At 42.9% G+C, this 21,656-nt stretch carries 17 protein-coding genes and 1 pseudogene; 13 read left to right on the top strand and 5 right to left on the bottom strand.

The annotated features are described in order from the left end of the window. Positions 1-14: 14 nt before the first annotated feature. From LCD32_RS08795 to LCD32_RS08785, 3 genes are read left to right on the top strand one after another with little or no spacing between them, the layout of a single operon-like run. Positions 15-797, top strand: coding sequence for an enoyl-CoA hydratase (locus LCD32_RS08795; RefSeq protein WP_224563567.1), 783 nt, complete (start codon positions 15-17; stop codon positions 795-797). A gap of 18 nt (positions 798-815) precedes the next feature. Beyond that, entirely contained in the window at positions 816-2,339 is a 1,524-nt protein-coding gene (locus LCD32_RS08790; protein ID WP_224563565.1) for an acyl-CoA carboxylase subunit beta, read from the top strand. A 14-nt stretch (positions 2,340-2,353) separates the two neighbouring features. Next, positions 2,354-4,288, top strand: coding sequence for an AMP-binding protein (locus tag LCD32_RS08785; protein ID WP_224563562.1), 1,935 nt, complete (start codon positions 2,354-2,356; stop codon positions 4,286-4,288). 223 nt (positions 4,289-4,511) lie between these two features. Here LCD32_RS08785 and cysI read toward each other — a convergent pair whose 3' ends face one another. From cysI to LCD32_RS08770, 3 genes are all read right to left on the bottom strand, one after another. Further along, on the bottom strand, positions 4,512-6,230 hold the full coding sequence (cysI, locus tag LCD32_RS08780) for an assimilatory sulfite reductase (NADPH) hemoprotein subunit (RefSeq protein ID WP_224563560.1): 1,719 nt from the start codon (positions 6,228-6,230) through the stop codon (positions 4,512-4,514). A gap of 33 nt (positions 6,231-6,263) precedes the next feature. Then, positions 6,264-8,075: an assimilatory sulfite reductase (NADPH) flavoprotein subunit gene (locus LCD32_RS08775; RefSeq protein WP_224563558.1), complete on the bottom strand. Its 1,812-nt coding sequence runs from the start codon at positions 8,073-8,075 to the stop codon at positions 6,264-6,266. A 213-nt stretch (positions 8,076-8,288) separates the two neighbouring features. Continuing rightward, positions 8,289-9,716, bottom strand: coding sequence for an aldehyde dehydrogenase family protein (locus tag LCD32_RS08770; RefSeq protein ID WP_224563556.1), 1,428 nt, complete (start codon positions 9,714-9,716; stop codon positions 8,289-8,291). 212 nt (positions 9,717-9,928) lie between these two features. Between LCD32_RS08770 and LCD32_RS08765 the strand changes: the two genes are divergently transcribed. Genes LCD32_RS08765 through LCD32_RS08755 form a run of 3 tightly spaced genes read left to right on the top strand, consistent with a single transcriptional unit; the run spans position 9,929 to position 11,561 of the window. Next, positions 9,929-10,354, top strand: coding sequence for a DMT family transporter (locus LCD32_RS08765; RefSeq protein ID WP_008343684.1), 426 nt, complete (start codon positions 9,929-9,931; stop codon positions 10,352-10,354). A gap of 13 nt (positions 10,355-10,367) precedes the next feature. Next, entirely contained in the window at positions 10,368-11,054 is a 687-nt protein-coding gene (locus LCD32_RS08760) for a Crp/Fnr family transcriptional regulator (protein ID WP_025207452.1), read from the top strand. A 21-nt stretch (positions 11,055-11,075) separates the two neighbouring features. Further along, on the top strand, positions 11,076-11,561 hold the full coding sequence (locus LCD32_RS08755; protein ID WP_039167841.1) for a DMT family transporter: 486 nt from the start codon (positions 11,076-11,078) through the stop codon (positions 11,559-11,561). A gap of 12 nt (positions 11,562-11,573) precedes the next feature. Here the strand turns inward: LCD32_RS08755 and LCD32_RS08750 are convergent, their stop codons facing one another. Beyond that, on the bottom strand, positions 11,574-12,980 hold the full coding sequence (locus LCD32_RS08750) for a phospholipase D-like domain-containing protein (protein ID WP_041507183.1): 1,407 nt from the start codon (positions 12,978-12,980) through the stop codon (positions 11,574-11,576). Between the two features lie 160 nt (positions 12,981-13,140). Here LCD32_RS08750 and LCD32_RS08745 point away from each other — a divergent pair, with 160 nt between their 5' ends. The 5 genes from LCD32_RS08745 (at position 13,141) to LCD32_RS08725 (ending at position 17,736) form a co-directional block, all read left to right on the top strand. Continuing rightward, positions 13,141-13,917, top strand: a complete 777-nt coding sequence (locus tag LCD32_RS08745) for a MurR/RpiR family transcriptional regulator (RefSeq protein ID WP_007499235.1) — start codon at positions 13,141-13,143, stop codon at positions 13,915-13,917. Positions 13,918-14,047: 130 nt separating this feature from the next. Continuing rightward, complete coding sequence (pfkB, locus tag LCD32_RS08740; protein ID WP_224563554.1) at positions 14,048-14,962, top strand: 1-phosphofructokinase; 915 nt, start codon at positions 14,048-14,050, stop codon at positions 14,960-14,962. 12 nt (positions 14,963-14,974) lie between these two features. Continuing rightward, positions 14,975-16,390, top strand: coding sequence for a PTS fructose transporter subunit IIC (locus LCD32_RS08735; RefSeq protein ID WP_079919852.1), 1,416 nt, complete (start codon positions 14,975-14,977; stop codon positions 16,388-16,390). Positions 16,391-16,405: 15 nt separating this feature from the next. Then, entirely contained in the window at positions 16,406-16,864 is a 459-nt protein-coding gene (locus LCD32_RS08730; protein ID WP_056703185.1) for a PTS sugar transporter subunit IIA, read from the top strand. Between the two features lie 2 nt (positions 16,865-16,866). Then, positions 16,867-17,736, top strand: coding sequence for a ketose-bisphosphate aldolase (locus LCD32_RS08725; protein ID WP_019744149.1), 870 nt, complete (start codon positions 16,867-16,869; stop codon positions 17,734-17,736). Here the strand turns inward: LCD32_RS08725 and LCD32_RS08720 are convergent. Next, positions 17,730-19,302: pseudogene (locus LCD32_RS08720) on the bottom strand (MDR family MFS transporter). The gene LCD32_RS08725 and the pseudogene LCD32_RS08720 overlap by 7 nt on opposite strands. Before the next feature lie 170 nt (positions 19,303-19,472). Here LCD32_RS08720 and LCD32_RS08715 point away from each other — a divergent pair. Both LCD32_RS08715 and LCD32_RS08710 read left to right on the top strand, forming a co-directional pair. Further along, positions 19,473-19,892 (top strand): MarR family winged helix-turn-helix transcriptional regulator, encoded by a 420-nt coding sequence (locus tag LCD32_RS08715; RefSeq protein ID WP_046527668.1) that lies wholly within the window; start codon positions 19,473-19,475, stop codon positions 19,890-19,892. A gap of 207 nt (positions 19,893-20,099) precedes the next feature. Beyond that, complete coding sequence (locus LCD32_RS08710) at positions 20,100-21,656, top strand: T7SS effector LXG polymorphic toxin (protein WP_171465451.1); 1,557 nt, start codon at positions 20,100-20,102, stop codon at positions 21,654-21,656.

Genomic DNA, 21,656 nt, shown 5'->3' with positions numbered 1-21,656 from the left:
AAAGGGTGAATCACATGACATCATTGGTCCATTTTTCAATACAAGATGATTACATTGGCATCATGACCTTAAACAGACCAGCACAAGCCAATGCTCTATCAGCTGCTATGCTAGAGGAAATCAACCAAACAATTCAAGAAATCAAACATGATGCAAACATCCGCTGTTTGCTCATGACAGGAGCTGGCGCTAAAGTTTTTTGCGCAGGAGCAGACTTAAAAGAACGGCGATTGATGACAGAACAAGAAGCCAAAGAAGCTGTTCTGACCATTCAGCAAACCTTTACAGACATTGAATCTTTGCCCGTTCCTGTCATTGCCGTGATAAACGGACACGCACTTGGCGGAGGTCTTGAGCTCGCGCTCGCCTGTGATCTCCGCATCGCAAGAGCGGGTGCAGCGCTCGGCCTGCCGGAAACAGGACTAGCTATCCTGCCGGGAGCAGGGGGCACACAAAGACTTCCGCGCCTGATCGGACCCGGGAAAGCGAAAGAAATGATCTTCACAGGCACTTCTTTACGAGCAGAAGAAGCCGTTCAAATCGGACTGATTGAACGTATCTCTACAGTCGATTCACTGATGAATGATGCTATCACATTCGCAAAACAAATCACCAAGAATGGACCGATTGCTTTAAAAGAAGCAAAACAAGCCATTCAATCCAGCCTTGATCACGATTTGCAAACAGGGCTGACGAAAGAATACGAAGCTTATCTGCGGCTAATTCATACAGAAGATCGACTAGAAGGTCTCAAGGCTTTTCAAGAAAAACGAACGCCTCATTACATTGGCAAATAGTAAGAAAGGGGAATGTTTATGATCGAAGAATATGAATTAAATAAACAACGAATTGAAAAGGGCGGGGCAGAACGCTACCATCAAAAAAACAAAGAAAAAGGAAAATTATTTGTCCGTGATCGGCTTCATTTGTTATTAGATGAGGATTCTTTCATTGAAGATGCCATGTTTGCAGAGTGCAAAGATGAACATTTACCAGCAGATGGTGTCGTCACAGGAACCGGGCGTATGAATGGGCAGACTGTTTGTGTCATGGCAAACGACTCTACGGTTAAAGCAGGATCGTGGGGCGTCAAAACAGTAGAAAAAATCATTCGAATTCAAGAAACGGCCGAGAAGCTCAATTGTCCAATGCTGTATTTAGTCGATTCTGCGGGTGCAAGAATCACCGATCAAATCGCCATGTTCCCAGGCAGAAGAGGAGCAGGGCGCATTTTTTATAACCAAGTCAAGCTGTCTGGGCGCATTCCTCAAATTTGTTTACTCTTCGGTCCATCTGCAGCCGGTGGTGCGTATATCCCTGCTTTTTGTGACATTGTCGTCATGGTCGAAGGAAATGCCTCTATGTATTTAGGCTCGCCGCGAATGGCTGAAATGGTGATCGGTGAAAAAGTATCACTTGAGGAAATGGGCGGTGCGAAAATGCATTGCAGCATTTCTGGATGCGGAGATATATTAGCCAAAACAGAGGAAGAGGCTATTCAAATTGCACGTGATTATTTAACCTATATGCCTGCCAACTATACAGAAAAACCAAAAACGACAGTAGCAAAAGCACCTAAACCATCTGAAACCACCATCCAAGACTTAATCCCTAAAGGCCAGAATACCCCATTTGATATGTATCAACTCATCGATTTACTGATTGATGAAGGATCATTTTTTGAAATCAAAAAGCTGTTTGCCGCAGAGTTAATCACCGGCTTTGGCAGAATGAACGGTCAGCCTGTCGGTCTCATTGCCAATCAGCCAAGGGTCAAAGGCGGCGTATTATTCCACGACTCAGCTGATAAAGCCGCCAAGTTTATTCAGCTCTGTGATGCCTTTCATATCCCGCTGCTCTTTCTTGCGGACATACCAGGATTTATGATTGGAACAAAAGTGGAACAAGCCGGCATTATTCGTCATGGGGCAAAAATGATCTCCGCTATGTCAGAAGCGACCGTTCCGAAAATATCCGTCATCGTCCGTAAAGCATACGGAGCAGGACTATATGCAATGGCAGGCCCTGCATTTGAGCCAGACTGCTGTCTCGCTCTTCCATCGGCGCAAATCGCTGTGATGGGTCCAGAAGCCGCTGTAAATGCCGTCTATGCAAATAAAATTGCAGAACTCCCGCCCGAAGAGAGGGCTTCATTTATACAAGAGAAACGGAAGGAATACCAGGAAGATATGAATATCTATGAGCTTGCCTCTGAAATGATTGTCGATGGCGTCATCCCATTTGACCGTCTCAGAACGGAACTTTGTCATAGATTACTAGCCTATTCATCGAAAGACATGACATTTACGAAACGAAAACATCCGGTCTATCCGGTCTAAAGGGGGCTGACCTCATGATCAACCAGAAACCAGAATGGATACCGGAAGAAAAGCAGAGCCAAAAAACACGTTTGCATCAGTGGATGAAATCTCTTGGTTTTTCTACGTATGACTCATTCTATCAAGCCAGTATTGATCGCACAGACTGGTTTTGGAGAGAAGCGGAGAAGGCAGTCGGCATTCAGTGGAAAAAACCATATGAAGCGGCATTAGGTCACCACTCATTGATGTGGCCGAAATGGTATCAGGGCGGCACACTAAACATCACCGAAACGGCTGTGGACAAATGGGCAGAAAAAGAAGAGACGAGGCATCAGCCCGCCATCATTTGGAGCAATGAAGCCGGTGAAGAAAAGAAATGGTCATTTCTCGAACTTCAAGAGAAAGTGAGCCGTCTTGCAGCTGGCTTTTTGAAAGAAGGACTTCAAAAAGGGGATGTAGCCATCATCTATATGCCAATGCTTCCAGAAACGGTCGCCGTCATGCTTGCCTTTGCAAAGATTGGTGTTATTTTCAGCCCAGTCTTCTCAGGCTATGGAAGCGAGCCACTCGCTGTACGCATTCGTGCGTCAGGCGCATCCATTGTCGTCACAGCGAATGAAATGATGCGGCGAGGGAAAACGATCAACATGCGGGAATGTGTGGCTGATGCCATCAACAGAACCACAACTGTGCAAAAAGTGATTGTGCACACTTCCTCTCATACTGGATATCAGGACGATGTCCTGCTAAATGATTTGTTAAAAGAACAGCCGATCATCGGCGCAACCTATGTCACAAATGAAGACCCGCTGATGATCTTGTATACATCAGGCACAACCGGCACACCAAAGGGAGCCGTTCATACACACGCAGGCTTTCCGATAAAGGCAGCTTTTGATGCCGGGCTATGTATGGATGTGGCAAAAGGAGACCGGCTGTTTTGGCTGACTGATATGGGCTGGATGATGGGGCCATTTCTCGTCTTTGGCGGCTTGATCAATGGAGCTACCATCGTTTTATATGACGGCGCTCCCGATTATCCAGATGAGCAGCAGCTCTGGTCATTCATCCACGAGAAGAAAGTCACTCATTTTGGGCTTTCCCCTACATTTGTTCGTTCTGCGATGCAGCAAACGATTGATGGGGTCGAGCTATCGCATGTCAAAGCCATTATTTCTACAGGGGAACCATGGAATGAAGCTCCGTGGCAATGGTTATTTCACACCATTGGTCAAAAGAACATTCCAATCTTAAATTATTCAGGAGGAACCGAGGTTTCTGGCGGCATTGTAGGCAGTACGCTGCTTCGTCCCATCAAACCGATTCTCTTTAATGCGGCGATCTTGGGAATGGCGGCAGATGTATACAATGAAGCTGGGCAAAGCGTGATGAATGAAGTAGGGGAGCTTGTGGTGAAAAAGCCATGGGTCGGCATGACATGTGGTTTTTGGAACGAACCGGAGCGTTATGAAGATACGTATTTCAAACGATTTGACGGTGTATGGACACACGGAGATTGGGTCATGCAAACAGAGGACGGAGAATTCCACATCACCGGCAGATCGGATGATGTCATTAATACAGGAGGTAAACGCATCGGGCCAGCTGAAATTGAATCCATCCTTACCTGGCATCCTGCCGTGCATGAAGCCGCTGTGATTGGGGTAAAGGATGAGGTGAAAGGGGAGGCGCTCGTCTGTTTCATCGTGACCAGTCCTCATGCTTTTGAAGAAGCAGCCCTTATCCAAGAGCTTTCAGCCCATGTTGGTTCACATGCCGGAAAAGCGCTCACACCAAAAGAAGTTCATCTCATTTCAGCTTTGCCGAAAACAAGGAATGGAAAAATCGTACGACGTTTACTTAAAGGGGCGTATGAAGAGCAGCCTTCACCCGATCTATCTTCATTAGACAATCCAGATGTATATAAGAGTCTGACCGAATACTTAAATAAGAAACAGAAAAAATAAAAAAGACAGGATGGTTCCTGTCTCAGCGTGTAGACAAACCCTCGCATTCGGTGTCAGTCCTGCGCTTCGGTGCTCACGAATGTTAAATTCGCGCCGCGCCGATGCTCGTCCTTCCTAGGGCTGCAAAGGTTTTCTATCACGCTGAAAAGAAGACAAAGGGCTAAAATAAAGTTCATTTTAGCCCTTTGTCAACAATCTGAGACAGGATGGTTCCTGTCTATTTTTATTGCATATGAAAATTCGTTCCATCTGTTGTCTCTTTCACAATCCCTGCCCGAATGACAAAATCGCCGAAATGTTCATTTTCTTCTCGTTCTTTTGCGTAGCGGGGGAGAATAGAGCCAAGTTCTTTTAAAATGTCTTCCTCACCCACATTTTCACGGTATAATTTACTTAATCTGCTGCCATCAAATGCGGCACCAAGATACATATTATACTTACCAGGTGATTTTCCGATAAATCCAATCTCTCCAAGCGCATGACGAGCACAGCCATTTGGACAACCAGTCATTCGAATGGTGATTTCTTTATCACTTAATCCGTTTTCTTCAACGATGTCTTCGATTTTATCAATCAATCGTGGAAGGTAGCGCTCTGCTTCAGCCATCGCTAAACCGCATGTTGGCAAAGACACACAAGCCATTGAGCTGCGGCGCAGGGCAGAGTGCTGCTGGCCGTCTGATAAACCAAACTTCTGAATGAGCTGTTCGATTTGTTTCTTTTTATGAGTTGTCACATTCCCAATGATTAAATTCTGATTGGCGGTTAAACGGAAGTCACCTGTATGAACTTTGGCGATTTCGCGGATGCCTGTCATCAGTGGATAATCATCATAATCTGTGATGCGTCCGCCTTCTACAAACATCGTATAATGCCATCTGCCGTTAATGCCTTTTACCCAGCCGTAACGGTCACCGTTATGATCAAAGTGATAATCCTTTGCCTCTAAAAGAGTAAACCCAAGACGGCGCTCAAGCTCTTCTTTTACATTCTCAAGACCAAGGCGGTCCACCGTATATTTAAAGCGGGCATTTTTTCGGACGGAACGGTTTCCGTAGTCACGTTGAATGGTGATGACTTGTTTGGCAATTTCTACGACCTGTTCAGGTGTACAAAAGCCGATGACCTTTGCAAGCTGCGGATAAGTCGCTGTATCACCATGCGTCATACCCATTCCGCCGCCAATTGCGACATTAAAACCGACCAGTTGATCGTTTTCTATAATGGCAATAAAGCCTAAATCCTGCGAAAAGACATCAATATCGTTAGCAGGAGGGACCGCCACACCAATTTTGAATTTCCTTGGCAAATAAAGCGGACCATACATCGGTTCAACTTCCTTATCTGGCGTTGCCGCAACCTTTTCCTCATCAAGCCAAATCTCATGATAGGCTCTTGTTTGTGGAAGTAAGTCATCACTTAATTTCTTCGCCAGCTCGTACACGTCATGGTGCACTTCTGATTGATAGGGGTTTGATGTACACATGACATTCCGGTTCACATCGCCGCAAGCTGCGATCGTATCGAGCATAGTAGAATGAATATCTTGAATGGTCTTTTTCATGTTCCATTTTAAAATACCGTGAAGCTGAAAGGTTTCACGAGTAGTCAGCTTTAACGTACCGTTGCCATATTGATGAGCAAGCTCATCCATCACAAGCCACTGCTTAGATGTGGCGATTCCGCCAGGCAGACGGACACGCAGCATAAATTGATAGGCAGGCTCAAGCTTTTGTTTTTGTCGTTCATTTCTCAAATCACGATCATCTTGTAAGTAGCTGCCGTGATGCTTCATCAGACGGTTGTCATCATCCGGAATTCCCGCTGAAATCGGATCAAGCATCACTTCTTTTAACGTCCCCCGTAAATAATCACTTTTTTCTTTGATTTCCTCTACGTCGCTCGGAGGTCCATCCGGCGCTGTTAATGCTGTCTTCACCATGTAAGTAAAAGCTCCTTTCTTTCAAGCATCAAATCAATAAACGTCACGCTGATAGCGTTTTTGTTGCTGTAAGTTGGCAAGATAGCTTTCTGCTTTTTCTTTGCTCATCGCACCTTCTTCTTGAATGATGGATAGAAGGGTATTGTGGACATCATGCGCCATATGCTTTTCATCTCCGCAAATATACACGTAAGCACCTTGCTCAAGCCATTCAAATAATTCTTTGCTTTGTTTCTTCATTTGGTGCTGGACATATACTTTTTCCTCAGTATCTCTTGAAAAAGCCACGTCCATTTTCGTTAATACGCCATCTTTTAACCACTTTTGCCATTCCGTTTGGTATAAGAAATCCGTCACAAAATGCTGATCACCGAAGAATAACCATGACTTTCCGTTTGCACCCATTTCCTCACGCTCCTGCATAAATGAACGGAAAGGAGCGATGCCTGTGCCTGGTCCTACCATAATGATCGGTGTATCTGGATCTTGAGGAAGCTTAAAGTTTTGGTTGTGCTGAATATAAACAGGTAACGTATCACCTGGCTGCAGGCGCTCTGCACATAAAATCGAACAGACACCTTGGCGTTCTCTGCCGTGCGCATCATATCTGACAGCCCCTATCGTCAAATGAACCTCTTCGTCATTTGCTTTGAGACTGCTTGCAATGGAATAAAGGCGTGCAGGGATTTTTCTTAAAATGGACGTGAATTCTGCGGCGGTTCCTTCAAAAGGACCGAAATCACGAGCCGCATCTACTAGGTCCCGGCCTGCGATATATTCTTTCAGTTTTTCTTCGTTTCCTTCTTCTAAAAGGGCATGCAAGGATTCACTTTTTGTCAGTGCAGCGATCTTTAGAAGAAGTGGTTTTGTTAAAACCGTGATCTCAAAATGCGAGGTGAGTGCTTCTTTTAAAGGAAGAGTGTCTCCGTTTTTATGAACGGTGACGGATTCTTCTTCATTCCACCCGCATGTTTGAATCAGTTCGTCGACAAGCGCAGGATCATTTGTCGGGTAAATGCCAAGGCTATCACCTGGCTCATACACGAGGCCTGAACCTTCAAGCGAAAGCTCTAAGTGACGTGTTTCTTTATTAGATCCACGCCCATTTAAGTTGATATTTTCAAGAACTTCAGCATAAAAAGGATTCGTTCTTGAATATTCAGAAACGGCTTGATTGTTGGCTCCCGCTGATTCTTGCGGCAGTGATACAGCTTCACCTTCACTCAAAGAAGAGGCAACACCTTGAAGCCATTCTGAAAATGGCTCATCATAATCAAGGTCACAATCCACTCGGTCAAACAGGCGTGTACCGCCAAGCTCTTCAAATCGTTCGTCAAATTCTTTTCCTGTCTGACAGAAGAATTCGTATGAGCTGTCACCTAATGAAAGGACAGAAAAGCTTAAATGATCGAGCTTTGGCGCTCGTCTGCCGTGAACATATTCATGGAACGAAAGGGCATTATCCGGCGGATCTCCTTCGCCATGTGTGCTGACAATGACCAGTAAATTGTTTATTTTTTTCAGATTATTCGGTTTAAAATCGGACATAGAAGAGAGCGTCACTTGAAAGCCTTTCTCTTCAAGATGCTGAGCTGTCTTTTTTGCTAACCCTTCGGAATTGCCTGTTTGCGACCCATAAAGCACGGTCACATCTTTGCTCACAGGCTGTACAGATGCTGCGGCAGAAGGCGCCGGAGCGACAACTTCTGAGCCGGCAAGGGCTGTCTGTGCTGATAAATAACCAGTAAGCCAAATTTTTTGCTGTTCTGTTAAAGTCGGAAGCAGCTGATTGAGTAACTCTGCCTGCTCCTGGCTAAACGGACTGTTCAATACATGAAGTTGCAACAATATCCACCTCACAAGGAATATAAACATAGATTAATTCGATAGGAATTATATATATAGGTTCAATTTGAACTTTACCGAAAGTTTGCCATTAAGTAAAATATATAATATTGATTGTCATGATTAAGATTTCTAATGACAAAACACGGATGAATAGGGGAGAGGGCACAAAAAAAGGAAAACGGAGCACCGTTTTCCTCTTTTTCGCCTGACTTACGCAGTTGGAAGTCCCATCACAGCTTTCACTTCTAAATATTCTTCGATACCGAAGTCTCCCCATTCTCTTCCGATACCTGATTGCTTAAAGCCTCCAAATGGGGCAAAGTAATCTGTTTCAGCATTGTTAATGGTGATTTGACCGGCACGAATATGTTCAGCGACATATTTTAATGTTTTTTCATCTTGACCAACAACATACCCGGCAAGACCATACACTGTATCGTTGGCGATCTCAAGGGCATGATCGAGGTCTTGATACGTGATCACACTCATGACTGGCCCAAAGATTTCTTCTTGCGCAATGGTCATATCATTTTTCACATTGGTGAAAATGGTATGCTTGGCGAAATATCCTTTATCGATTCCGTCTGGCTTTCCAGTTCCCCCAGCAAGAAGGGTAGCACCTTCTTCGATTCCTTTTTCAATATAAGATTGCACCGTATCCCACTGCTTTTTAGAAACAAGCGGGCCAGTAGCGTGATCTTCTCTCGGATCACCAACTGTAAACTTCGGCAGGGCGTTCAGCAGCGCTTTTTCAAACTTGTCTTTCATTGATTCTGGAATCAGCACACGTGTAGCTGCAGAACACACTTGACCTGTATTCATCGCAATATGATGAATGGCTGTTTCTGCTGCTTCGTCCACATCTGCATCGTCTAAGACGATAAGAGGGGATTTTCCGCCAAGCTCAAGTGCTACTTTCTTCACATTGTCCGCTGCATTTTCCATAATTTTAGAGCCGACGGCACCTGATCCTGTAAATGAAACGAAGTCAATATCAGGATGTGAGCTAATGCCGTCACCAATCACGTCACCCGTTCCGTTTACTAAGTTGAAGACTCCTTTCGGTACACCTGCTTCATCAATAATTTCTGCAAGAATCATCGCAGCAAAAGGGGTAATTTCCGCTGGCTTTAAGACAACTGGTGAACCTGCCGCAATGGCACCCGCAATTTTAAGAGATGTCTGATTCGTCGGGAAGTTCCACGGTGTAATCAATCCGCTGACACCAATCGCCTCTTTTATAATCGTATGTCCACCGCGGTCTTCGGTAAATGTATAAGATTTCAGTGCTTCTGCTGCTTTAGAAAAATGTTCATAACCCATTTTGTAATGAACTTCTTCGGACACTTTCAATGGTGCACCAAGTTCTTGTGTCATCACTTCTACAAGCTCATCCTTACGTTTTTCGTACCCGCGCACAATGTTTTCCAGCATTTCTACTCGTTCAGTTCGAGATGTTTTTGAGAAAGAAGGGAAGGCAGCTCGAGCTGCTTTGACAGCTTGATCTAAATCTTCTTTCGTTCCTAAACTAATGGTGCCAATGACTTCCTCTGTCGCAGGGTTAATGACCTCCGTCGTTTCGTTTCCTGTTGATGCGACCCATTCTCCATTAATAAAGTGTTTCTCTTGATTTCTCATTCTGACATGTCTCCTTTTTATATGTGATGCAATCCAATATTCTGTTTTCAGCTGATATAAAACTGTACCCACTGTGAAAAATCTAAAACGGAGAAACTGTAAAAGGGAAAGTTTCTGATATAATACGCAAAGTGGGACATATGTCCTTTTCAACATGAAGGCATCTATCATTTAATGGAACTAGACTGAAAAAAGAAGGAGCTTTTGAACGAATGAAAGGTGTTATTTTCGCATTATTAGGAGGCGCTTGTATTACACTGCAAGGCGTAGCCAACGCCAGAATTAGTCAAGATATCGGGACGTGGCAGGCAGCAACGATCACGCAGCTGACAGGGTTTATCATCTCTCTCGTCATTTTACTCATCGTACGGGATGGCCACTTTAAGGAATACAAAAAAGTGCAGCCTCTTTATTTAATTGGAGGTGCATTTGCAGCCATTATTATCTTTAATGAGGTCACTGCCATTCAAATCATTGGGGTGACACTCACCATCGCTGCTTTACTTATCGCACAGCTTGCGTTTACCTTTGCCATCGATGCAAAAGGATGGTTTGGTGTTCAGAAGAAAAAAATGAAATGGCCCCATTATGCAGGCATCTTTTTAATGATTGCAGGCGTCATCATCTTAAAACTATAAAGGAGGGCATCAGATGGAGGAGCTGCATGATGAATCTCTTTTTTCCTCTTATATGAAGATGCATCAGTTACAGAATGTCTTTCATCAAAAACTCATCTCACATGTGAGCTTGTGGCGTTATCAGCAAGGTGAGCTGATTTGTTCAAAAGGGGATAAAAGGGAGTATATGTACTTGCTGGTGAAAGGAAAATTAAAGATTTTCACCACCACAAAGGAAGGAAAAACGTTTATTCTTTGCTTTAAAAACCCTCTTGAAGCGATTGGAGATATTGAATACGTTCAGCAGACAGATATGGTCAATACAGTTGAAGCCGTTACAGAAGTACATATGCTCAGGATTTCTCATCAAGCCCTCATGCGGCATGCAAAGGACGATCCACGAGTTTTAGCCTTTTTGCTCAAGGGCATCACAAACAAATTTTATACAAAATCAAATGATTTAAGCTTCCACCTTTTATACCCTGTAGAGGTCAGGCTTGCAAGCTATTTATTGTCTGTTTTAACAGGTGATGATGACGCGCACGCACGCACGCTTCGCCTCACGGATGCAGCGAGCTTAATTGGAACAAGCTACCGCCATATTAATCGGGTCATTCAGCAGTTCCAAGAAAAAGGGCTGATTGAAAGGCGAAGAGGAAAGATTACGATTTGTGATCAAAAAGGGCTTTTAGAAATAGCAGAACACAACATTTATGAATAGAAGAAACGAAGGGACTTATATATGATCATAGGAATAATATTAGCTGTCACTGCTGGGGCACTTGTCAGCTTACAAACCATTTTTAATAGTAAAGTCAATGAGCATACAGGCTCTTGGTCAACAACGACGCTAGTTCTAGGAATGGGCTTTATCGCTTCACTTCTGATGGGTCTTTTGTTAGAAGGAACCGGCATGTTTCAATTAAGGCATATGGAAGCCTGGTACTGGATAAGCGGAGCCATCGGGGTAGGCGTTGTCATCTGTCTTGTTCAGAGCATCAAACGTCTCGGTCCCACTTATGGAATCTCGATTGTTCTCACCTCCCAGCTAGGTTGTGCGCTTCTATTTGATTCGCTTGGCTGGCTTGGGTTAGAAAAAGTAACATTTTCTTTTACAAAATTATTAGGTGTACTTGTCATTGTGGCAGGAATCCTCGTATTTAAGTTAACCAAGCTTGAACCAATAGAAGAGGAGCAGTCAAGAGAAAAAGGGCTGCCACAAAAGTAGCTGCCCTTTTATTTAAATCAACCGCCGCCATAAAACCGTTATGGTAGATAAACCAGTTAAAAGGAGCCTTTTCATGAAAGGCTTTTTTTTCTGTCCATAGTCGCTTGCTTTATATTCTGTCCGATCTTTCGCTACGAGAACACTATAAGCGATTTTTCGTTCGATTGCTTCCGTCAGAGATAACGCAAATGGTGCACTATCAATCACCAAAATCGATTCAGTATTTAAAAAGCTGGATCTTGCATCTAGATTATATGTTCCAATAATACTTAAGTTATCATCAATGACCATTGATTTGGCGTGAATTGAATACGGACCTTGATATTCATACAAATGAACACCTGTTTTCATCAATTCCTTTTTCGTGCTTAAATATCCTGCAAATGCTAAAGGGTTTGGTGTCGCTGTAAGAGAATTCGTCACGATCGTCGTTTGAATATCACTTGGTAATGGCGTGAGCCCGTCTTTCATTGGCCGTGTCGGTATGACATAAGGCGTCTGGATAAGAACAGAACGCTTTGACCGCTGTGCGAGATCGTTTAACTTTTTCAAGACGAGCGGACGTTTATTTAAGCGTTCCACTGGATTTGTGAAAAATGCAATCTGCTTTGCACGAATGGCGTCTTTTGCCCAATCATATGTGGACGTGACAAAGGGTTCTTTTGTACGAATGGCTTCCTGATAAGATCGAAGCAGCTGTTTTCTTAACTTTTTTCCTTTTTTCGCTTTTGCCTTGGAAAATACATCTTTCGTTCTTTTCGTAAAATCATGATTCCACAAATAAACGAAATACTGTTCCATTTCATCTAATACTTTTCCTTTTTTGGCGTTGTACAGCAGCACATCTCGGTCATACGCAAAGTCTTTCGGCGGCTGATCTGCAAAGTATTTATCACCAATATTTCTGCCGCCCATGACAGCGACCCTGCCATCCGCCAAAAGAAGCTTATCGTGAAGGCGGTTATGCCACGTCCATGGCTTGAACAAACGAAAAGGCTCATAAAAACGAATGGCCATATTCGGATGATTCGCCACAGCATAACGCAAATGCTTCAGCGGTCCACGCAGGCTATGGCAAATGCCATCTAACAACAGCTGAACTTTTACTCCTCGATCAGCCGCTTCAATTAAAGCACCAAGCACCCATTCGGCGGTTTTTCCTTTTTGAATGGAATAATAACTCAAACGAATGTTCTTTTCAGCCTCTCGAATCATTTGAACTCTCACTTGACCCGATTCAAATCCGTCATCAAGCAGCATGACTTGATTTATGCCTTGGTCGTCTCCTGAGATGGAAGAAGCTTTATAGATGCAATGTTCTTTACAAGTTTTTTGAAACGGTAAATAAAACAAGACAAATGCGGTCAAAAATACATACACCACATATAAAAGGATCAGAAAAAACAAGAATTGAAGCACAGTGATCAACTCCTTTCACACAAACCGTTCTTTTTGTTAGCTTATGTTAAAAACAAAATTTCACTCATCCAGCTTTCTAATAAAAAATACAGGATAAAAGAATCACCTTGTTTTCATAGGGCATTTAATTATAGTATGAAATGAGTAAGGGGGAATCGCATTGAATGAACCATTATTTAATATACCAAGTGATGTGTATCAAACGTTAAGTGAAACAGAACGTTATTTACTGCATTATATTCACCAGCATTTAGAGGATATCTCCACCTTATCCATCGTCACATTAAGTGAAAGAGCCAACGTGTCGACAGCGACCATTGTCAGACTGATGAAGAAAATCGGATACAACGGCTATACATCCTTTAAATATCGATTGAAACAAGAAAAGAAAATGACAGATGATAGTGATCAACTAAAAAATATTGACGAAGACATCAAACTAGCCATTCGAAAAAATGAAGAAGAGGTCTTAAAGACGATTCAACTGCAAAGTATTGGGCAAATTGAGGATGCGGTTCAAAAGATCCATGATGCAGACAAAATTTATATTTTTGGCAGAGGCTTTTCAGAGATGATCGCCAAAGAGATGACCATCAAATTGCAGCTCATCGGAAAAACATGTGAAGTTCATGACGACCCGAATATCATTCGGCTCAAGTCGCGTGACATTGATAAAAACGAACTTGCCATCTTTGTTTCATTAAATGGAGAAACCTCAGAACTAGTGGAAGCCTGCCAAAACCTCAGTATGAAGCAGGTCACGACCATTACGGTCACAACGAGAATTGATTCTACATTAAGTAAAATATCAGATATGACACTCGTCGGATATAAAGGGGAACAATCATTCTTCCCAGATTATGAAGTCAGGTCCCGCCTGTCGCTTCATGTCATTGCCCGCATTTTACTAGACGCCTATGTGATTCGGATGAAATAAACACTCAAAAAGCCTTCCACACTTTATGATGGGAGGCTTTTTACCGTGAAAACCTTTACACAATCTGAAAACATTTTCACTGAATCGTATGAGATACTTTCTTTAGAGAAAAGAAAGAAGGTGAAACCAATTGATTTATACCTGCACCTTAAATCCTGCTATTGACCTATATATTGCATTAAAAGAAATGCGGGCAGATACAGTCAACCGCACGGAAGATGAGGATTATCAGCCGAATGGAAAAGGTGTTAATGTCTCCATTATGCTAAAGAAATATGGCTTCACCAGCACTGCATTAGGATTTATTGCTGGGTTTTCAGGTTCATATATTGAACAATCGTTAAAAGATCTCTCCATTCAAACTGATTTTATCCCGGTGGATGGGATTACACGCATTAATGTATTTATTAACACAACGGAAGAATACAAGCTTGTGAATCAAGGACCTGCTATTGAGGCAAAAGCGCTTGATGCCTTTCGCGAAAAAATCTCGACCATTCCAAAAGGCAGCATCTTCATTATGTCAGGCAGTCTGCCTAAAGGCGTTCCTGCTAGCATTTTCTCAGAGATAGCCGCTATTTGTCATCAAAACAACGTGAAATTTATTTTAGACACAAGCTCTAAAGCGGTTTTAGAAACACTTCAATACAAACCATATTTACTAAAACCAAATGAAGAAGAAATGGCCGCATTTTTTGGAAAAACCCACCGTTTATCAGAAATAGAACTCGTTGAATCAGGACAAAAGCTGATCGAGATGGGTGCAGAGCAAGTACTCATTTCCCGAGGAGGAGAAGGTGCACTATTCCTTACAAACGAAGCCGTATTAAAAGGAAATGCACCAATAGGAACGGTCGTAAACACGGCTTGTTCTGGTGATGCCATGCTCGCTGCATTCCTAAGTAAACAGCTGGAAGGACAACCTTCGGAAGAATGCTTACGCTACGGCATTGCAACAGGGGCATCTACCGCCTTTTCAAAAGGGTTAAGTGATTTACATGACATTGATTCATTAATTGAGCAAATACACATTCAGAACATATAAGGGGGAGTTCACATGAGCCGCAAGAAAATTGTCGCTGCCACTGGCTGTCCAACAGGCATTGCGCACACATTTATGGCAGCTGAGGCATTAAAAATCGCAGCTGAGCAATTAGGGGTCGACATTAAAGTGGAAACGCATGGTCAAGTAGGAATTGAAAACGCTTTAACGGATCAAGACATTTTGGAGGCCGATGGGGTCATTGTCGCTGCTGACAAAGATGTGAATACAGATCGTTTTCACGGCAAACCACTCATTGAAGTGCCTGTAGCAAAGGGTATTCGCACACCAAACGAACTGATTCAAGGCATTATCAATGGAGAAGCCCCCGTTCATCAAGTGAAAGGAAGAGCTTCTAGAACAGAAAAAACATCTGCGCCTTCATCAGCTCAACAAAAGTCAGCGAATAAGTGGATACACACCATCTATAAGCATTTAATGAACGGTGTATCACACATGCTTCCATTTGTTGTTGGGGGCGGTGTCTTAATCGCTTTATCTTTTCTATTCGGTATTTACTCAGCTGATCCTCAGCATGAAACGTATCATCCGTTCGCTGCCTACTTGAAAAACATTGGCGGGCTCGGCTTTAGCTTAATGGTGCCTATTTTAGCAGCATTTATCGCTGATTCAATCGCCAAACGCCCAGGGATGGTTGTCGGATTTATCGGCGGCCTGCTTGCAAACGATGGAGGCGCTGGATTCTTAGGTGGTATTATCGCAGGTTTTGCAGCAGGGTATATCATCGTACTTCTTCAATTCCTGCTTCAAAAATTACCAGCATCACTTGACGGATTAAAATCAATTTTCATCTATCCTGTCATTGGTATTTTCTTAATCGGGGCTGTCATGACCCCGCTATTAGTTCCAATTACAGCGCTAAATCATTCATTAATGGATTTTCTCTCATCAGTTCAATCCACCAATCCATTGCTTTTAGGTTTAATTGTTGGAGCCATGTGTGGATTTGATATGGGAGGACCTTTTAACAAAGCAGCCTATGTCACAGGAACGGCTTTACTCGCAGAAGGTAACCTTTATTTCATGGCAGGGGTGTCAGCAGCATGTATTACACCACCGCTTATCATTGCGATTGCCACAACGATTTTCCGAAAACATTTCACACCACAAGAACGAAATGCTGGGATGATCAACTATATTCTCGGAGCGACTCATATTACTGAAGGAGCCATTCCATTTGCAGCAAAAAACCCAGTCGTTGTCCTGCCAATTATCATGTTTGGCTCGGCCATCTCTGCCATTTTGACCTATCTGTTTGGCGTACAGGTTCCTGCTCCGCATGGTGGATTCCTTGTCTTACCAGTCGTCACAGGGGCATTTCAGTGGGTGCTTTCCATACTCATCGGCTCACTTGTAGGTGCGATTCTATACGGACTTTACCGCAAGAAAATAGACAAACCCGCAGTTTAATAGGGAGGAAGAGAAATGATGGAACATATTTATATGAATCTACATGAAACGGCTTCTTCACAGGCTGGCGTTTTCGCAGCCATAGCTGACATTGCCTCTGAAGCAGGGATTTGTACATCTCCTGAGGCAGTCAAAAAAGGACTAGCTGAAAGAGAAGCTCTTAGTACAACCGGCTTTCAAGATGGATTTGCCATTCCGCATACACAGTCAGACGCCATTCAAGTACCGGCACTCGTCATCGTCCGTACAGAAACCGGAATCGAATGGTACGCTTTTGATGGGAAGCCTTGCTTTTTCTTCTTATCCTTACTCATTCCAAAAAGTGAAGCAGGAACCACTCATTTACAAGCACTTTCTGCTCTTTCACGCGGATTAATGGATGAAACGAGACGACAAAAACTGCTCGAAACAAGAACAAATGAAGAAATGCTCACTTTATTAAAAACAGAGATTCTGACGAGAGAGGATGTTTGACTATGCCTTTACTTTCCACAACACCTATGCTTGAAGCAGCAAAAAAAGAAAAATACGGAATTGTCGCATTCAATGTACATTCCTTTGATAGTATTTACTGGGTACTTGAAACGGCAGCTGAATTAAAATCACCTGTCATTTTGCAAACAACGGTTGGCACGGTCCAATCGCTTGGCGCAAAAGCCATTGCAGATACAGTAAAGGCGGCAGCTGATCAATACCAAATCCCAATCGGCCTTCATCTCGATCATTGCACTGATTTTGATGTGATTCTTACTTGTATACGAGCAGGATATACATCCGTGATGATCGATGCTTCCATGCATTCATATGAAGAAAATGTACGCCGCACAAAAGAAGTGGTTGACCTTGCCTTAAAAGTAGGTGTGAATGTAGAAGCCGAGTTAGGCAAGGTAGGCGGGGTAGAAGATGATATTGTCGTGGATGAAAAAGATGCTGAAAAAGCCATTCCATCAGAATGCCGTCAATTTGTAGAAGAAACTGGTGTACCTACTTTAGCACCTGCGATCGGCACGGCCCACGGCATCTATAAAGGGGTGCCGGATATCGACTTTGACCGCATTGAACAAATTGCAGCGCTTGTCGAAGTGCCACTTGTCCTTCATGGTGGTTCAGCTGTACCAGATGAGGATGTCAAAAGATGTGTCGCACTCGGTATGGCAAAGGTCAATGTGTCCACTGAACTGAAAAATGCATACTCTGAAGCGATTCGTGATCATTTCTCAAACGAACCTGAAAGCTTAGATCCGCGTATGTATTTACAAAAAGCAAAACAAGCAGCCAAAGACATGGTCACATCTAAAATAAAGATCGTTGGCAGTGAAGGAAAAGCCCAACTTTTATATCAATAAGATGAAAAAAAGCAGAGCCGCATCGCTCTGCTTTTTTTTACATTATTCGCTTTCTTTCATTTCATTTGATGTACGTACTCGTGCATTTCCCATAAATACGACCGTAATCGCCGCAAGTGCAATCGGGAATAAAGCAATCATAAATACATACGTAATACTTTGTGACATCGCATCAATCACTTTATTTAAAATATCAGGCGGAATTTGTGAGCGTGCCCCCTCTTGGAAAATGGCTTGTGGGTCACCAACTTGAGAAGAAGCTCCTTTCATTCCGCTAAAAGCATCTGCTAAACGATTTGTCAGGACATTGGTTTGAATCGTTCCAAAAATCGTCACGCCTAAAGTCATCCCAAGTGATCTCATGAATGAATTGGTAGAATTAGCACTGCCGCGGTAGCGCGGAGAGAGATCATTCATTGAAGCAGATGGTAGAAGGGAGAAGCTAAATCCAACGCCAAAACCTGAAATCATCATAAAGAGCGTAAGCCACAATCTTGCTGTATCAGGCGACATATTGGCAAGCAGCAGCATCCCAGCAAAAAATGAAATCACAGAGATGGTCATTAATCGTCTAAAAGGTACTTTCGTCTGCATCGTTCCGCCAATCATACTGCCAATCACGGACCCAATCATCATCGGTGTTAAAATGAACCCGGCACTTGTTGCAGATTCACCGTACACTGCCTGGACGAAGATAGGAATAAAGACAGCTAGAATAATAAACGTCCCGCCATATAAAAACGCCAAAATTTGAGATGTCGCAAACAAACGATTTTTAAACATCCAAAAAGAAATAATCGGTTCTTCGGCCTTTCGTTCAACAATGAAGAAGATGGTGCCAAAGACAACAAACACAGCAAATAGTGTCAAGATTTGAACAGAATCCCATGCATACGATTTACCGCCAAGCTCAAGGGCGAACATTAAACTGACAACCGCAACGACAAGTGTAATGGCACCTGACCAGTCAATTTTCTGCTTGCGGTGCTCGAGCGATTCTTGATAAAATTTGGCGATCAAGAACACACTGACAATACCGATTGGTACGTTAATATAAAACACCCAATGCCAGCCGATCGAATCCGTAATAATCGCTCCTAACAGCGGGCCTAATACACTGGATAGACCAAAAACTGCACCAAACATACCGGACATTTTCCCGCGCTTTTCTGGCGGGAAGATATCAAAGATAATTGTGAAAGCGATCGGAAGAAGAGCACCGCCTCCAAGTCCTTGAATCGCACGGTAAATAATGAGCTGATCCATTGTTTGTGCGATGCCGCACAGCGCAGATCCAATTAAAAAGAAAATAAGTCCAAACAGAAAAAAACGCTTTCGACCATACATATCTGAAAGCTTTCCATAAATCGGCATACCGGCCATCACTGCCACCATGTAAGAAGCAGTCACCCAAGCAAATTTATCAAAACTGCCCAAATCGGCGACGATGCTTCCCATTGCTGTTGCGACAATGGTGTTGTCCATCGCTGCCATAAAAATCCCTAACAGCAAACCGATGACAACAAAGCGAGTGGATGCCTTGCCTTTATGATCCACGTTATTCATTTCATTTACCTCCTGCTTACGTTCTCTTCACTTTTTTGCTATGATCAAGTTAATTATAAAGTAAGAGAACATTTATCTTGATGATCAAGATAAATTGATTTTAAAGGGAGGAGAACAAGTTGTCAATAAAGAACGACGCAGAAGACAAAGCAGACCTGATCATTCATACGATGAGACGCCTTGCTACACGAACAGTCCTATTTCACCAAGCAGCCGCTCAATCGCTCGGCCTTTTCCCAACAGATCTCAAATCAGCAGATTTGTTAAACGAACTTGGACCACTCACAGCAGGTGAATTAAGTGAAAAAACCGGTCTCAGCTCAGGTGCGGTCACCGCTCTCATTGACCGGTTAGAAAAAGCAGGTTACGTCAAAAGGGAGAAGGACCCAAAAGACAAGCGAAGGGTCATCATTGTTCCATTAACGGCTGGGAAATCACAAGTGAAGGAACTCTTTCAATCTTTATCGGCATCAACTAAACAGCTCACAAACGAATACAAACGAGAAGATTTAGACTTGATCATTCAATTTATTAACGAAGCAGCAGATATTATGGACCAAGAGCTACAATTGCTTAAGTCTAAGTCTTAAGAGAGCATAATGTTAAGGGAGTGCTTTTCTTTGAAAAATAAAATAGTGAGGATATGCTTCTGATCATTTACATATTAAGTACTGTTTTTGTATCTATATTCCTATTTAATGACAAACTTCGTGTTGGTAAAATTGACCTCGTCAATGAATAGGAAGGAGTGAATTCTTCTGGGCAAGATACTTGATGCAAAAGCACTAACCAGTGCCATGGATACAAGGGCAAAACACTATCAGGAACTCCGCGAACAAATGATAGATTTAAAAAAGGCATTACAAGGTGTTGCCAACCTCGGTGACGACTTCACTGGAAAAGGTGCCGATAACATTAAAAGCTTCTATAAAGAACTCGCCGGAAATGTGGACATGTTTATTAGCTTCATTGATAAACAAAAAGCCTTTCATGAAGGTGTTTCTGGGACACTTGATGATACGAGCTTTGGCGGCGATACCTTCGTAGAAGAACACTTTTTAGAGAATGCTGTCCATATGGGTATAAAAAATGCTAAAAGCATTGTAAAAGATCAAAAAAAGGCACTCAAAACGATTTTTCAAGATATTGATGACCTCATTTCACTGAAGGTATTTGATAGCCAAACCTTTGATGAAAAGATCGAAGATGCGGAAGATGAACGAAAAAAGACAGTAAAAGATTTAATAGAGCTTGATCAAAATCTAAAAGATGAATATGCTTTGTCAGAGACGGAGCAGCAGGCTACAATGGCATTGTACGCAGAAATGATGAATGCGACAAATGACGGAAAATCCATTTCGCCTATGAATTTTGACAAGAAAGCGTATCAAAATAGCGAAATCTACAAGGCAAAAAGCGATATTGAGAAGCAAACGTCTGAATATCTAAAAATCAAAAAAGATCAAGAAGAAGCCCGCAAGATCGCAAAGGAACAAGAAGCACTCGCCAACCGTCCGTGGTATGAAAAAGCTCTTGATTACGGAGGAAATATCGTCAATGAACTGACAGGCGTGAACGATGCAAAACGTGCCGCAACAGGTGTCGATCCGATCACAGGTGAAGAACTCACCGCAGGCCAACGAGTCGCCGCAGGCGGCATGGCAGCAGCAGGATATATCCCAATCATCGGCTGGGCAGGACGCATTTTCAAAGGCGGTAAAGCCGTCTATAAAACGACTCAAGCCACGTCTGCCGCAGTTAGGGCAGTCGACATCTACAAGACGTCCCAAAAGTCCTTCGATGCCTTAAAAATATCTCAAAAAGGCTTATATGGCCTCACCGCCACCAACGGCTTCAGCGAAGCGATTACTGGTAGAGATATGTTTGGGAATAAGATCTCGAAAGAACAGCAGGAAGCGAGTATGAATGCGGCTCTGGGGATGCTGTTGCCGTTTGGGGCAAAAGGGTTTCATGCGAAGATAGGGTTAAGTTCTCAAAGTCCAGAAGGATTTAATCGAAAAAGGGCTTTGCGACACGCTAAGGATTTAGGGGGGATACCTAGATCTCAACAACCTACTCGTCAATGGCAAGTAGGAGATAATGTTTTTAAGAAAGGGCAAGAACATCGTAATTATGAGTACAGTTCTAACCATACTCACCATGGTCGGTACTATGAATTTGATACCCCAAAAGGAAAAAGAGTTATAGTACAACATACTAATGATGGAAAATTACACACTCATGCAGGGAAACCAAAAGAGGGTGCCGATCCATTTAATTATGATTTTAAAAAAGAAAGATATTCAAATATATATGGACCAAATGGTGATCACCATATCTATTATAATGAATAA

It is taken from the genome of Bacillus sp. RSS_NA_20, from assembly GCF_020165915.1.
GTDB lineage: Bacteria > Bacillota > Bacilli > Bacillales > Bacillaceae > Bacillus > Bacillus altitudinis.
This window is presented reverse-complemented; position numbering and strand designations above follow the sequence as displayed.